This is a genomic window from Ferrimonas balearica, from assembly GCF_019802085.1.
Lineage (GTDB): Bacteria > Pseudomonadota > Gammaproteobacteria > Enterobacterales > Shewanellaceae > Ferrimonas > Ferrimonas balearica_B.
This window is the reverse complement of sequence record NZ_JAHVHV010000001.1, coordinates 547,611-561,115: the sequence shown is the minus strand read 5'-3', so window position 1 is coordinate 561,115 and position 13,505 is coordinate 547,611. Positions and strand designations below refer to the sequence as shown.

Below are 13,505 nucleotides of genomic sequence, written 5' to 3'. Positions count from 1 at the left end.
CTCGGGTCAGTCGAACACCCTGGGGCAGCCGGCGTAATCGTTGAAGGCGTCGTCCCAGCGGCGGACGTCGTTGGCCCGGCGCCAGCGCTGGTGGAAAAACTCCATCAGGCAGGGGCCCTGGCTGAGCTCCACCATAAAGGTGTCCCCCTCCTTGACCTGGTCATAGGGGGGATAGTCACTGCCCCGCCCCCAGGTCAGGCCGCCTCGACGCTCGGCGTAGGCCAGCCAGAACGCCTCCAGGCCGCCCCATTGGCCCCGCTCGGCGTCCCAGGCCTCTAGCGCTCCGTCCGCCCCCAGGCGCACATGGCCATCGGCACTGCCCGCCACATCCGCCCACACCGGGGCCACCAACAGCCCCACCAGCAATACCCAAGGTTTCATCGCGCCTCCTAAGCGTTCACTCACCTTGGCAAAGATAGTCGCCTCAGCCGGCGTGGATCTCGCCAAGCGCCTGTTCGAAGGCCTCCACACTCTGGCCACCGCTGATGAGGTACTGGCGATTGATGATGAACGCCGGCACGGCGCTGATCCCCATCCCCGGCCACTGGCCCTGCTCGGACCGCACCGCCTCGGCGTACCTGCCCTGCTCCAGCACCTCCCGGGCGATCTCGGCCTTAAGCCCCACGGACTGGGCGCAGGCCACCAGCGCACTTCGGTCGCTGGGGTTGCCTCCCTCAACGAAGTAGAGGCGGAACAGCGCCAGCTTGAGCTCGGTCTGCTTGTCCTGCTCGGCGGCCCAGCTGAGCAAACGGTGGGCGTCGAAGGTGTTGTAGATTCGCGCGTTGTCGGTAAAGCGCAGGGGGAAGCCCAGCGCCTGGGCCCGCTGCTCGATCATCTGGCGGTTCTGGGCACTCTGCTCGGGGGTGATGCCGTATTTTTCCCGCAGATGGGCGCCCAGATCCTGCCCCTCGGCGGGCATCTGTGGGTTGAGTTCGAAGGGGTGCCAGCGGATCTCGGCGTCCAGTCCCTGGTTGTCCAGGGCCTGGCGGAGGGATTGGTAGCCGATGATGCACCAGGGGCACACCACGTCGGAGACGATGTCGATGGTCAAAGCAGGCATAGGGGGTCCGAATGGGTCTAGGGAACCCTCAACATGGGGATGGCCGACCCTCATTGCAAGGGCCGTCGGGGCCGGCCTCCCTGCCGGCCCCGGAGTCAGACTGACGCCTCCAGGGGGGCGTCCAGTTGGCGGCGGGCGCTCAACAGGGCGTTGAACTCGCCCCGGGCCGACTGGGCGGCGTCGGTGGCCTCCAACTTCTCGGCGGTGGCCTGGGCCAAGCGGGATTGCAGCTTGGCCAGCTCCAGCTTGAGCGGCCGCTTCAGGCGGGGGTCACGCTCATTGGCCAATCGCAGCTCCGCTTTGAGCGCCAGGATCGCCTCCCGCGCCGCCCGCTCGTTGGCCGCCGCCTCGATGGCGCTTTGCTTGAGCGCTTCGAACCGGGCCAAGGCCTTGCCCTCTTCCGACCAGGGATCCACCTCCGGCAGGTCGCCGATGGTGATCACCGGATCCTCGTAATCCTCCTGGTGCTGCAGGTCGTGCTGGGCCGCCCGCAGTCCGGACAGTCCCAGCATCAGGGCGATCACCAACAGTGGCGCACCGGCGACGATGGCGGCGGTCTGCAGGGTCGACAGCCCCCCCAGCACCATCAGCACCGTCGGCATAAACGACAGGGCGAAGGCCCAGAACAGCCGGTTCCAGCGCATCGGTTCCTCGGTGACGTTGTTCTGCACCACCGACGCCAGGATGTAGGAGATGGAGTCGAAGGTGGTGGCGGTAAAGACCAGCGCCAGCAGGGTGAACACCGCCACCACCAAGGTGGGCATCGGCAGGGTGTTAAGGATGGCGAAGATCGCCCGGGTCGCCCCCTCGGCGTTGAGCAGCGCCACCACGTCCAGCTCACCGGACAGCTGCAGCGACAGGCCGTAGTTGCCCAGGATCATAAAGAACAGGAAGCAGCCCATGGAGCCAAAGAACATCGCCCCGGCCACCATCTGGCGAATGGTGCGGCCGCGGGAGATCCGCGCCACAAACAGCCCCATGCTGGGGGCAAACACCAGCCACCAGGCCCAGTAGAACACCGTCCACTCCTGGGGGAAGTGGGTGTCGCGGAAGGGGCCGGTGCCGCCAAAGGGCTCAGCCCAGGTGGCCATCACGAAGAAGTTGCTGAGCATCCGGCCGAAGGCGTCCAGCCCGGTTTCCAGCATGAACACCGTGGGCCCGGCGACAAAGACGAAGGCCAGCAGGCCGATGGCGCCCCAGAAGTTGAAGTTGCTTAAGATCTTGATCCCCTTCTCCAGCCCCGCGTAGGCGCTGTAGCCGAAGATCAGGGTGCACAGCAGCAGCACCCCGATTTGGGTGGTCAGGTTCTGCGGCAGGCCAAACAGCTGGTTGAGGCCTTCGCTGATCATCGGCGAGGCCAGACCCAGGGTGGTGGCACCGCCACCGAGCAGACCGAAGATAAAGAGGATGTCCACCACCTTGCCCAGGGGGCCCTGGCTGCGCTTCTCGCCGATCACCGGCATCAGGGCTGCGGAGACCTTGAGCACCGGCTGCTTGCGCACGTAGTAGAAGTAGGCGATGGGCAGCGCCGGCACCAGGTAGATGGCCCAGGCGATAAAGCCCCAGTGGAAGATCCCGTAGGTGGCGGCCCAGCGGATCGCCTCCTCACTGCCCGCTTCCAGCTGGAAGGGGGGGTTCTGGTAGTAGTAGGCCCACTCGATGCAGCCCCAGTAGAGGATGCTGGCGCCGATGCCGCCGCAAAACAGCATGGCGGCCCAGGAGGCGGTGCCAAACTCCGGCTCCTCGTCCGCCTCACCCAGCTTGATCTGGCCCATGCCGCTGAACACGATGTAGATCATCAGAAACAGCGAGCCCAGGCCCATCATCAGGTAGATGGCCCCCAGGTTGGTGGTCATCAGGGTCTTGGCTCGGGCCACCCAAAGGGCCCCGGCTTCCGGCCAGATGGCCAGCGGCAGCACCACCGCCAGCAACAGGGCCAGGGCGCCGAAAAAGGTGGGTTTGTCGATCAGCGAAAACGCGTCCCGGTTCATCACGTCGCTCCGAAGGGAAAAAAATACCGCCCCGAAGGATTCGGGACGGCCAACAGCAGCAAAACCCGAGTGCGAGACGTTTTGCCGGCGCGGATTATCCCACCGGCCTGGCCGGGCCCCGTAACGGAAAATTTTTCTGCCCGCCCCCGGTCTTCGCTTGTGCAAGGCGCCCGGCGCGGCAGGGGAAGTTCGCCCCCACTGCCATCACAGACTCTCGGATTAGGCCTTTGTTTTTCAGATACTTGTGATAGGTTAACTGCGCGGGACGGACCCGCAACTGTGCTAAAGACGTCATACAGGAGGACAGGATGTCTGAACAACAACAGGCGCTGGATGTGCCCATGAGCGCCCACGACGACAGCGTCAAGACCCACGCCTTGATCGCCTACGCCCTGATGGTGCTGGGGCTCTTTACCGGGCTGTTCTGGTTGATTGGCGCCATCTGGGCCATGGTGAAGAAGGGCGATGCCGCCGGCAGCCTGTTCGAGGACCACTACAGCAACATCAGCAAAACCTTCTGGTGGGGTCTGGGGCTGAGCATCGTCGGGGGCCTGCTGACCTTCGTGGTGATCGGCTACCCGCTGCTGGTGGCGGTGTGGATCTGGTCCATCTACCGCATCGTCAAGGGCCTGGCGCGGCTGACCTCCAACAAGGCCTACGCCGGCTGACGGCTTCGGGGCCGAGCGCTCGGCCCCGTCTTCTCCCCTAGCGGGGCTCCACCTCCGAGTTACGGCGGTGCGCTTCCGCCTCCTTCTGAGCTTCCCGGGCACGCTCCTCGGCCTCTCTCTGGGCCTGCTGCTGGCGTCCCTTGGCCCCCTTATGGTGCGCTTCGGCCTCTTCCCGCGCCTCGCGGTCCATCGCCTCCACCTCCTCTTTGGCCCGCTCCGCCCGATCCTCGGCATCCTGGTGCCGGTCTTTGGCCTGATCCCGGGCCGCCTTCTCTTCGGCTTTGGCGGCCTTGCGCTCGGCCTGCTCCGCCTCCTGGGCCGCCTTGCGCTCGGCGTTCTCCTGGTGACGTTCGGCCTTCACCTGCTGCCCCCGGGCGTGTTCCGGGGGCGCCGCCAGGGTGGACGCGCTAAACAAAAGGGTGCCCAGGGTGAGGGCCATCGCGACGGGTTTCATACACCACTCCTTGTTCATCAGGCGGTGGTAACCGGGTCTCACATCCACCACCGCATGGACACAAGATGCCACCCCCCTGGGCCGCTGTCGACCCGCGTCGTCCGGACTGCGGACACAAAAAAGCCGGCGGTTGCCGGCTTTTTCTCTGCCTCATCAAGGCGTCAGTTCAGGCCGCGGTTGGCCAGCAGGGCATCAATGCTCGGATCCTGGCCTCTAAACGCACGGTAGAGCCGCTCCGGCTTGTCGGTGCCGCCGGAGGCCAGCAAAGTGCGCAGCTTGGCCGAAAGGGCCGGGTCGAAGAGGTCCCCAGCCTCGGTAAAGGCGGCAAAGCCGTCCCCATCGAGCACCGCCGAGTAGAGGTAGCTGTAGTACCCCGCCGAATACCCCCCGGCAAAGATGTGGGCAAAGGCCGGCGAGCGGTAGCGGTAGGCGATGGCCGCCGGCAGGCCGATGCGCTCGGCCACCTGGGCTTCCAGCTCGGCCACCTCGGGCACGGTATCCTCCAGAGTGTGCCAGGCCATGTCCAGCAGGGCCGCGGCCAGGAACTCGCCGGTCTGGAAGCCCTGGTTGAAGCGGCCCAGGGCCTGGATCCGGGCCACCAGACTCGCGGGGATCACCGCGCCGGTCTCCACGTGACGGGCGTAGTGGGCCAGCACCTCCGGTTGGGTGGCCCAGTGCTCCAGCACCTGGGAGGGGAACTCGACAAAGTCCCGGGCCACGTTGGTGCCGGAGAGCTGGGCGTAGTGGCAGTCGGTGAGCAGGCCATGGAGGGCGTGGCCAAACTCGTGGAACAGGGTGCGCACGTGCTCGAAGTTAAGCAGCGCCGGCTGACCGGGCTGTGGCTTGGGGAAGTTGCAGACGTTCTGCACTATGGGCCGCACCACGCCATCGAGGCGGGACTGCTCGCGGAACACCGTCATCCAGGCGCCCCCGCGCTTGCTGTCGCGGGTGAAGTAGTCGCCGACGAACACCCCCAGGTGTTGGCCGTCGGCGTCCACCACCTCCCAGGCCCGGGCCTCCTCATGGTAGAGACGCGCCTCGGGCAGCGGCTTGAAGTCGATGCCGAACAGGCGCCGGGCGGTGTGGAAGGCCCCCTCGATGACGTTGTCCAGGGTGAAATAGGGCATCACCTCGGCGTCATCCAACGCGTAGGCCTGCTGACGGTGCTGCTCGGCGTAGTACCACCAGTCCCAGCCGGCCAGGGTGAAGTCGCCGCCCTCGGCGTCGATCAGCCCCTGCAGGGTCTGGGCCTCGGTTTCGGCCTGACGGCGGGTGGCGGTCCACACCTGCTCCATCAGGGCCTGGGCCGGCTTGGGCCCGCCCACCATGCGGTCCGCCAGCTCGTACTCGGCGTGGTTGCGGTAGCCCAGCAGTCGGGCCCGCTCCAGACGCAGCGCCGCCTGGCGACGCAGGTTGGCCTTGTTGTCGTGCTCGTCGTTGTTGTCCGCCCGCATCAGGTAACCCTGGTAGAGGGCCTGACGGTGGCCGCGATGGCGGGCGTGGGTCAGGAAGGGGTAGAGCACGGTGCGATCGCAGCCAAAGGCCCAGCAACCGGGCCGGCCCATCGCCTCGGCCTTGTCGGCCGCGGCCTGGATCATCCCCGCCGGCAAGCCGGCCAGCTCCGCTTCGGACTCGATAAGATGAACAAAGGCGTTGTTCTGGGCCAGCAGGTTCTGGGCAAAGGCCACCTGAAGGGTCGCCAGCTCGGTGTTGATCTCGGCAAAGCGCGCCCGGGCTTCGCCGGACAGCTCCGCCCCGCCGCGAACAAAGCGCTCGTAGGTGCGCTCGGTCAGCACCCGGCCTTCACCGCTTAAGGCCTCGCGCTGCTGGTAAACGGCGCGAATGCGCTCGAACAGCTCGGGGTTCAGCAGGATGGCGTCCTGGTGCGCCGCCAGACGAGGGCTGAAGGTCTGATCCAACGCCTGGCGCTCGGGGTTACTGTCGGTGCCGCAGAGGTTTTCGAACAGCATCTGGGTGCGCCCCAGCAGTACGCCGGAACGGGACAGGGCATCGATGGTGTTGGCCAGGGTGGCGGGCTCGGGGTTGGCGACGATGGCCGCCACCTCCTCCAGTTGAGCGGCCATGCCCGCTTCCAGGGCGGGGGCGAAGTGAGCGTCCGCCAACTCGGCGAACGGGGGCAGGCCAAAGGGGGCGTCAAAGGCGCCCAGCAGGGGGTTGGTACGACTCAAATCCAAACTCCATTGTGTTGTTATCGGCGGGCCGTCGATGGCCACGCGGGTTCTTTTGCCCCCTGAGCTTACCCCCGCGTCGAGTCGCCGCCAAGCCTCAGCTGGTCACCATCGCCCGCCCCCGGGCGGCCAGCCCCTTGCCCAGGGCCGCCTTGAGGGCATCCAGGGTCAGGGGCTTGGTCAGGAAGAGGTCCATCCCGGCTTGCTCGCACAGGGCCCGGTCCTGGCTGGTGACGTTGGCGGTGATGGCGACGATCAGCGCCTCACGGCTGATCCCGCGACGAATGAGGCCACTGGCGGTAAACCCGTCCATGACCGGCATCTGACAGTCCATCAGGATGACGTCCATGCGGCTGACGTCGGAGGCGTCCACTGCCTCCTGGCCGTTGTTGCAGAGGATGGGATCCTCCACCCCCAGCTTGCTGAGGTAGGCCCGCATCAACGCCTGGTTGCTGTGGTTGTCCTCCACCACCATCACCTTGAGGTGGCCCAGGGCGGACTCGTCGTCGAGGCTCGGGGCCACCGCCTCACCGGACGGCGGCTTGGCCACCATCAGCGGCACCTGCAGAGTGAAGGTGCTGCCCCGCCCCGGCTTGGACTGCACCGTCAGTCGGGCGTCCATCAGGTCGGCCAACTGCTTGCAGATGGCCAGCCCCAGGCCGGAGCCGCCGAAGCGGCGGGTGGTGGAGGTGTCCGCCTGGGCGTAGGGGTCGAAGATGGCGGCCAGGGCCTTCTCCTCAATCCCCACGCCGGTGTCCACCACGCTCAAGGAGAGCTCCACCGAGCGGCCGGGACGACGCTCCACACCGGCGCTGACCCTGACCTGGCCGTCGGGGCTGAACTTGACCGCGTTACTGATGAGGTTGCCAAGGATCTGCCCCAGCCGGTTTTCGTCACCGATGACGTGGCTGGGCAGGGCCGGGTCCAGCTGGGTGATCAGCCGCACGCCGTTGCCGCTGGCCTTGCCGGAATAACCGTCGACGGTGCGCTCGATGAACTCCGCCAGGGGGAAGGTGATGGACTCCAGGGTCATCTTGCCGGCGTCCAGCTTGGAGAAATCCAGCACGTCATCAACGATGCGCACTAAGGCCTCGGAGGCGTTGGCGATGTGGTCCAGGTGCTCCTGGGCGGTGCCGTGCAGGGCGTCGCGCTCCAGCTTGAGGCAGTCGACGAAGCCGATGATGCTGTTGATGGGGGTGCGGATCTCGTGACTGGCGTTGGCCATGAATTCGCTGCGGGCCAGCAGGGCCTTGCGCAGTCGCACCTGCAGTCGCTCGTCGTTGAGCTGACGCTCCTGCAGCATGGCGTCCAGCTCCGACAGGGCCTGGGTCAGGGGTGCCAGGCCACTGCGAGCGCTGACCAGGGTGTGGAACTTGGCCCGGCCGGTGCCGATCTTCGGCAGCTGGTCGAGAATGCGGTCCAGGGGGGTGAGAAACCAGCTGGCGGCGTAACGGTAGAGCACCAGCCCGGCCAGCAGCCAGATCCCCAGCATGGCGCCCAGGCCGGTCAACATGGAGAGCATGGCGGCGCGCTGGTTGAGCTGCACGCTGTAGTAGAAGCGCTGGCCGCCGTGCAGGGTCCACTCCCCCTCCAGACGCAGGCAGCCGCTGAGCAGTGTCGCCTCATCGGCGCAGAGCATCTCGGCCGCCGCCGGACCGAAGCGGTAACCCTCCCCCACGCCTCCTAAGGTGATCACCCCGCTGCTCAACTCCGGCAGGCTGCTGCTGAGGCGGTCCACCGCCTCGGTGTTGAGGACCCAGCGGGTGCCCTCCTGGCGCAGCAGCTGTGGCCGGGCGTAGGTGATGAGTTGGGTGACCTGGTTCTCCAACTGCTGAAAGTGCCGGTGCCAGGCCCAGTAGGCCAACAGCACGGAAGCGAGCAGGACCATGACGAAGATGGCGGCGAAGAGTTTGAGCGTCAGTTGGCGCAGATGCATTCCCTGTATCCTGTGACTGGGCCCGACATCCTGGAGGGCCACTTGCTTCAAGAAGGATTGAAAGACAGTCAGTTACTGCGCGCCTGATGGCTTTTTGAACCGCCTTGGGCTCAAGATAACCCGAAAGCGTCGACAAAACGAGATCCGGATCTCATCACAAAGAGTCGCCCGCACCGTCTCGTTATTCGCATGCTTCATCTGCCATGGCAAACCGTAACGCAAGAAGACAAGCAACTGGTCTGCTGTAAGTTCGGCCCCACAAAAGCGCAATCAGCACATCGGCACCAATGAGCGCTACTCCCTTGCTTTCGCCCCTTACTGGGCCGACCTGAATGCAAATCGAAGTGGAGAGCCTCCTCTGGCACTGACCCTGTGAAGAGCCAACAATCAGATCAGAGAGCTTTGGAGCCACATTCGCGCCGCCTCTGACTGCACTGCGACTTCCTCTGCCCAATCGCTCATCAAGCCCGGCACCCGCTTTCTTCTGAAAGGGGATGAGTTCTTCAGGCTCGATGCCAAGGAATGCCGAGCACACCAACCACCTGATAACTAATGAGTCATCAAAATGGTCTTTTGAACTCGGTCACACAACACAATTAGAGTAAAAACTCTATTTTGTGTCATTGGTCCAATAAACAGAGTGTGAAACGACACCAAACCACCTGGATATGAATCGGAGGCAGATAAAAGAAGCCCCGGCAGCGCGGCAACGCTCCGGGGGAGGCCATTAAATCAATATGAGGTTCGACCTAATGACGAACGTTATTTTAACAGCGCAAGAGAAGGTTCGCATCCAGCGCCTTCTGACTGACGACCAATACGTCCGATTGGTGACCGGCACTTGGAGGGAGAAGCCATGATCAACGACTTCGCCGCTAAGAATCTGGCCACACACCTTGAAAACAAGGCGAAAGACACCGTGTACGCGGCCCGTTTAGACGACAAAGTGTCGGAGTTGTTTCTGATCAAGGAAATCGGCGTCGCTTGGGGGCTGAGCTATGGTGCCAAGCACCTGCGGGTGCACGCTGAACACTACAAATCCGAAGAGGCCGCGCTTCTTAACCCTTCGGACATGCTCGCCGACCTGGATGGTACTGCAGAGGAATGTTTGAGAGAGGCCGGCTGCTTAGCTAACTCCGTGGATCTTCGAATGTACTACGACGGGCGCGTTTCCGGGCTGATGCAGGCCCGGCACAGTATCCACAAAGCCATCGAAAATTGGAGACCGCTATGACCCAACTCATGCGGATTGCCCTTGCCTTGATGGCAGCCGGGTACGTGATTGGGCTTTGCGTAGTGGTTGTAAGCTATTTTCGAGGAGCGTGAAGATGAGCAGCAAAGATCAAAAGCACCTGATTCTTTTGGCTGTACTTTTCGGCATCTCCTGCTTTTTTGCTGGCCTGTTTGTGTCCTTTACTTATCAAGTTGAGAGCGTGCGCGAGGAGGTACGGGAAGGCGTAAAAGAAGCCCAAGCCCGGCAAGAGGCAGAAGAGCAAACCCGCCAAGGGTGGGAGCAGCCAGCAACCGGGCACAAGGGTTTCCGTTGGTGCTGCGCAGATGAGGAGTAATAGCTGGGAGGGGCGCCCCATTGGCGCCCGTTTTCGATGCGCGCCATCGGTAACGAAGGCAGAAAGCGTCGACAAAACGAGATCCGGATCTCATCACAAAGAGTCGCCCGTGAGAGAGATCCCACAAATCACATTCGCCGAAAAAAGGGGGGGACAGCTCTGACCACTTTCCGTACACTGCCTGCATTCGCCACCCGCCCGGTTCTTTAGGGGAAGGAGCCGGAACAAAAACGAACAACGGCGAAACCGAACTCGGCCGCCTTGGTATTGCACCAAGGCGGCTTTTTGTTTTTGGGGTTTGGGCTCACTCGAAGCGCAAGGCTTCGATGGGGTCCAGGCTGGCCGCCTTGTAGGCGGGGTAGAAGCCAAAGCCGACGCCGATAAGGCCGGTGCCCAGCACGCTCACCAGGATGATCAGCGGCGAGATCGCCATCTGCCAACCCACACCGTATTGCAGCACCCCCACCGCCAGCAGCGACAGGGTCACCCCCATCAGGGCGCCGATAAGGCAGAGGGTGACGCTCTCAATCAGAAACTGGGTGAGGATGTGACGAGGCTGGGCCCCCACCGCCATGCGCAGGCCGATCTCCCGGGTCCGCTCGGTGACGCTCACCAGCATGATGTTCATCACTCCAATCCCCCCCACCAGCAGCGACACCCCGGCCACCCCTGCCAGCAGCAGGGAGAACACCTTGTTGGCCTCGGCCCGAGTGGAGAGCATGGCGGAGAGGTTCATGATGCGAAACGGCGAGGCCTGGCCGGCGGCCACCCGATGGCGCTGGCTCAGCAGCCGCTCCATCTCTTCACTGACGTAGGTCATGTTGTCCGCTTCATCCACCGCCACCGTCAGCCGGCTGATGCGGTTGACGTTGGTGCCACTGGCCCCCACGACCCGTCGGTTGGCGGTGGTCAGCGGCAGGATCAGGGTGTCGTCCTGGTCCATGCCCCGCATATCCTGGCCCTTGGACTTGAGCAGCCCCACCACGGTCAGCGGCACCCGGTTGACCCGCACCACCTCCCCCAGCGCCAGCTCGGGATCGCCAAACAGCTCGGTGGCCACGGTCTGGCCCATCAGCGCCACCTTACCCCCGCTGCGCACCTCGCTGTCGCTGAAGGCCCGGCCAGTGGCCACCTCCCAGTTGCTGGCCACCAGGTAATCGGTGTTGGCCCCCTGGATCCCGGTGTTCCAGTTCTGGTTGCCGGAGACCACCTGGGCCTGGCCGTTGACCGACGCCCCCACCGCCACCACCTCCGGGATCTCCCGCTTGATCGCCTCGACGTCGGCCAGGTTCAGTCGGTTGACGTTGCCCGCCGCCTGGCGGGCGCCGCCGCTGCTGACCGAGTTGGCCCGCACCATCAGAAGATTGGTGCCCAGGCTCTCGATCTGGGCCTCCACTTCCCGCTGGGCGCCCTCCCCCAGGGCGAACATCACGATGACGGCGCTGATGCCGATGACGATCCCCAAGGTGGTGAGGATGGAGCGCATCAGGTTGCGCCGAAGGGACAACAGCGCGGTGGATACCAAGGTCATGCCGCCCTCCCCGGTGGGTTGCTCTGCACCCGGCCGTCGCGCACCTGGATGATGCGGTCGGTCTGGGCCGCCACCTCCGGCTCGTGGGTCACCATCACCACGGTCTGACCCTGGCGATTAAGGCGGCGAAACAGCGCCATGATCTCCTCGCTGGTGACGCTGTCCAGCGCACCGGTGGGCTCGTCCGCCAGCAGGATGCTGGGCCGATTGACCAGCGCCCGGGCGATGGCCACCCGCTGCTGCTGGCCGCCGGAGAGCTGGCTGGGGTGATGGCCCAGGCGATCCGCCAGGCCCACGGCGGTCAGCGCCTCGGTGGCCCGGACATCCCCGTCGGTCACCGGGGTGTCGTTGTACATCAGTGGCATCTTGACGTTGTCCAATGCCGAGGTGCGCGACAAGAGGTTGAACTGCTGGAACACGAAACCAATGTGGTCCCGGCGCAACCGGGCCAGGGCGGGTTTGTCGAGGCCGGCGGTGGAGGTGCCCAGCAGCTTCACTTCGCCGCGCTCCGGGGTCATCAGGCAGCCAATGAGGTTCATCAGAGTGGACTTACCGGAGCCCGAGGGCCCCATGATGGCCACCATCTCCCCCCGCTCGATGCACAGGTCGACCTCATCGAGCACCTGGAAGCGCTCGCCGGCCATGGGGAAGCTGTGGCCCAGTCCGCGGCAGAGAATGGCGGCACTCATGAGCGGTTGGCCCTCACCTGGACGATCACCGCTTCATCGGTCAGCGCCGGCTTGAGCAGCTGGGTGTACTGGCCGTCGCTGATCCCCAGCTGCACCGACACCGGCTCGGGACGGCCGTCCTTCAGCAGGTAGAGGGTGGCGATCCGCACCTTGCCGCTTTGCAGGTCGGCCCGCAGCGCATTTTGCTCCTCGGTCAGCACCTCGTCCAGCAGCTTGGTGATCCGCTGTCGCATCTGGCGATCGCCGCGGGAGCCGGCGGCGCTGGGCTTGGGCATCCGCGCCTCCAGGGTGGCCTTCTGCTCGTCGCTGAGCCCCAGCGGCGCCAGACGGGCCAGCATGCCACCCTGGGGAGAGGTGTTTTGGCGCTCGAGCTGGCTGGCCACCCGCAAGCTGGCGTTGCTCACCCGGGTGACCGAGCGGGCCGATTCGATGCCGATCTCCAGGTTGGCGGTCATGCCCGGCAGCAGATTGCCGTGGCGGTTGGCGGCGGTGACGATCACCGTGTAGCTGATCACCCCGGAACTGTCCTGGGGGGCCCGGCGGATCTGGCTCACCTGGCCGTTGAAACGCTGATCCGGGAAGGCATCCACGGTGAAGCTGACCCGCTGGCCCTCGGCGATGCGACCGATGTCGGACTCGTCGATGTAGGCCTCGATCTCCATCTGGGAGAGATCCTTGGCCAGGGTGAACAGCTCCGGGGTGTTGAGGCTGGAGGCCACGGTCTGGCCCCGCTCGATGGTGCGGTCGATGACGAAGCCGTCGATGGGGGCGCGGATCTCGGTGCGGTCCAGCTCAATTTGCGCCTGGGCCAGGCTGGCCTGGTTGGCCGCCAGGGTGGCGTTAAAGACCTTGAGCTGCGCCTGGCTCTGCAGCCAATCCAGCTCCGCCTGGGTCAGGGCGGTCTCCAGGGCGTCGATGTCGTCCTCGGAGACGTAGTTGGCGTCCGCCAGGGCGTGGGCGCGGGTGAGATCCCGCTGGGCCTTGTCCAGGTTGACCTGGGCCCGGCGCACCACGATCGCCTGCAGCTCGATGTCGCCCTCGGTCTTGGTGACCTGGGCCCGGGCCTGGTCCACCTGGGCGGCGAAGGTGCGGGGATCGATCTGCGCCAGCAACTGGCCGGCGCTGACGCTGTCGTTGAAGTCGACGTACACCTCGGTGATCTGGCCGGACAGCTGGGCGCCGACGATGACGTCGTCCACCGCCGCCAGGGTGCCGGTGGCGCTGACGGTGTGGTTGATCTCCCCAACGGAAACCGGCTCGGTGCGGTAGTGCACCCCCGCCTCGCTGCCCGCCGTCATCCGGCTGGTGAGCAGCAATGCGGTGGCCCCCAGGGCCAGGGCGGCCGCCGCGTACAGGCGCTTGCGTGTCTTCATGGTGTGACTCTGCGTATCCAAGGCGATGACACCATGCTAACAACGC

The 13,505-nt window shown here is 65.1% G+C and carries 12 protein-coding genes; 3 read left to right on the top strand and 9 right to left on the bottom strand.

The genetic code is table 11. From position 1 onward, the window contains the following. Positions 1-6: 6 nt before the first annotated feature. From KUV81_RS02600 to KUV81_RS02590, 3 genes are all read right to left on the bottom strand, one after another. Positions 7-381, bottom strand: coding sequence for a hypothetical protein (locus KUV81_RS02600; protein WP_222542284.1), 375 nt, complete (start codon positions 379-381; stop codon positions 7-9). Positions 382-424: 43 nt separating this feature from the next. Then, a complete protein-coding gene (locus tag KUV81_RS02595) occupies positions 425-1,060 on the bottom strand; it encodes a DsbA family oxidoreductase (RefSeq protein ID WP_222542283.1) in 636 nt (211 codons plus the stop codon). Positions 1,061-1,155: 95 nt separating this feature from the next. Continuing rightward, positions 1,156-3,051, bottom strand: coding sequence for a BCCT family transporter (locus KUV81_RS02590; protein WP_222542282.1), 1,896 nt, complete (start codon positions 3,049-3,051; stop codon positions 1,156-1,158). 308 nt (positions 3,052-3,359) lie between these two features. Between KUV81_RS02590 and KUV81_RS02585 the strand changes: the two genes are divergently transcribed. Then, positions 3,360-3,719 carry a DUF4870 family protein gene (locus KUV81_RS02585; RefSeq protein ID WP_222542281.1) on the top strand — a complete coding sequence of 120 codons (360 nt, stop codon included), beginning with the start codon at positions 3,360-3,362 and terminating at the stop codon, positions 3,717-3,719. Positions 3,720-3,756: 37 nt separating this feature from the next. Here the strand turns inward: KUV81_RS02585 and KUV81_RS02580 are convergent, their stop codons facing one another. From KUV81_RS02580 to KUV81_RS02570, 3 genes are all read right to left on the bottom strand, one after another. Continuing rightward, complete coding sequence (locus tag KUV81_RS02580; protein ID WP_222542280.1) at positions 3,757-4,173, bottom strand: hypothetical protein; 417 nt, start codon at positions 4,171-4,173, stop codon at positions 3,757-3,759. Between the two features lie 161 nt (positions 4,174-4,334). After that, complete coding sequence (locus tag KUV81_RS02575) at positions 4,335-6,362, bottom strand: M3 family metallopeptidase (protein WP_222542279.1); 2,028 nt, start codon at positions 6,360-6,362, stop codon at positions 4,335-4,337. A 97-nt stretch (positions 6,363-6,459) separates the two neighbouring features. Next, positions 6,460-8,298, bottom strand: a complete 1,839-nt coding sequence (locus KUV81_RS02570) for an ATP-binding protein (RefSeq protein WP_222542278.1) — start codon at positions 8,296-8,298, stop codon at positions 6,460-6,462. Between the two features lie 856 nt (positions 8,299-9,154). Between KUV81_RS02570 and KUV81_RS02565 the strand changes: the two genes are divergently transcribed. Beyond that, positions 9,155-9,532 carry a hypothetical protein gene (locus KUV81_RS02565; RefSeq protein WP_222542277.1) on the top strand — a complete coding sequence of 126 codons (378 nt, stop codon included), beginning with the start codon at positions 9,155-9,157 and terminating at the stop codon, positions 9,530-9,532. Positions 9,533-9,626: 94 nt separating this feature from the next. Continuing rightward, positions 9,627-9,866, top strand: coding sequence for a hypothetical protein (locus tag KUV81_RS02560; RefSeq protein ID WP_222542276.1), 240 nt, complete (start codon positions 9,627-9,629; stop codon positions 9,864-9,866). A gap of 304 nt (positions 9,867-10,170) precedes the next feature. Here the strand turns inward: KUV81_RS02560 and KUV81_RS02555 are convergent, their stop codons facing one another. Genes KUV81_RS02555 through KUV81_RS02545 form a run of 3 tightly spaced genes read right to left on the bottom strand, consistent with a single transcriptional unit; the run spans position 10,171 to position 13,459 of the window. Continuing rightward, the gene (locus tag KUV81_RS02555; protein WP_222542275.1) at positions 10,171-11,397 is read right to left on the bottom strand and encodes an ABC transporter permease; all 1,227 of its coding nucleotides are present in this window, start codon (positions 11,395-11,397) and stop codon (positions 10,171-10,173) included. Next, on the bottom strand, positions 11,394-12,086 hold the full coding sequence (locus tag KUV81_RS02550; protein WP_222542274.1) for an ABC transporter ATP-binding protein: 693 nt from the start codon (positions 12,084-12,086) through the stop codon (positions 11,394-11,396). Before KUV81_RS02550 ends, KUV81_RS02555 begins: the two co-directional genes overlap by 4 nt. After that, positions 12,083-13,459 (bottom strand): efflux RND transporter periplasmic adaptor subunit, encoded by a 1,377-nt coding sequence (locus tag KUV81_RS02545; RefSeq protein ID WP_222542273.1) that lies wholly within the window; start codon positions 13,457-13,459, stop codon positions 12,083-12,085. The genes KUV81_RS02550 and KUV81_RS02545 overlap by 4 nt, the downstream gene beginning before the upstream one ends. Between the last annotated feature and the right edge of the window lie 46 nt (positions 13,460-13,505).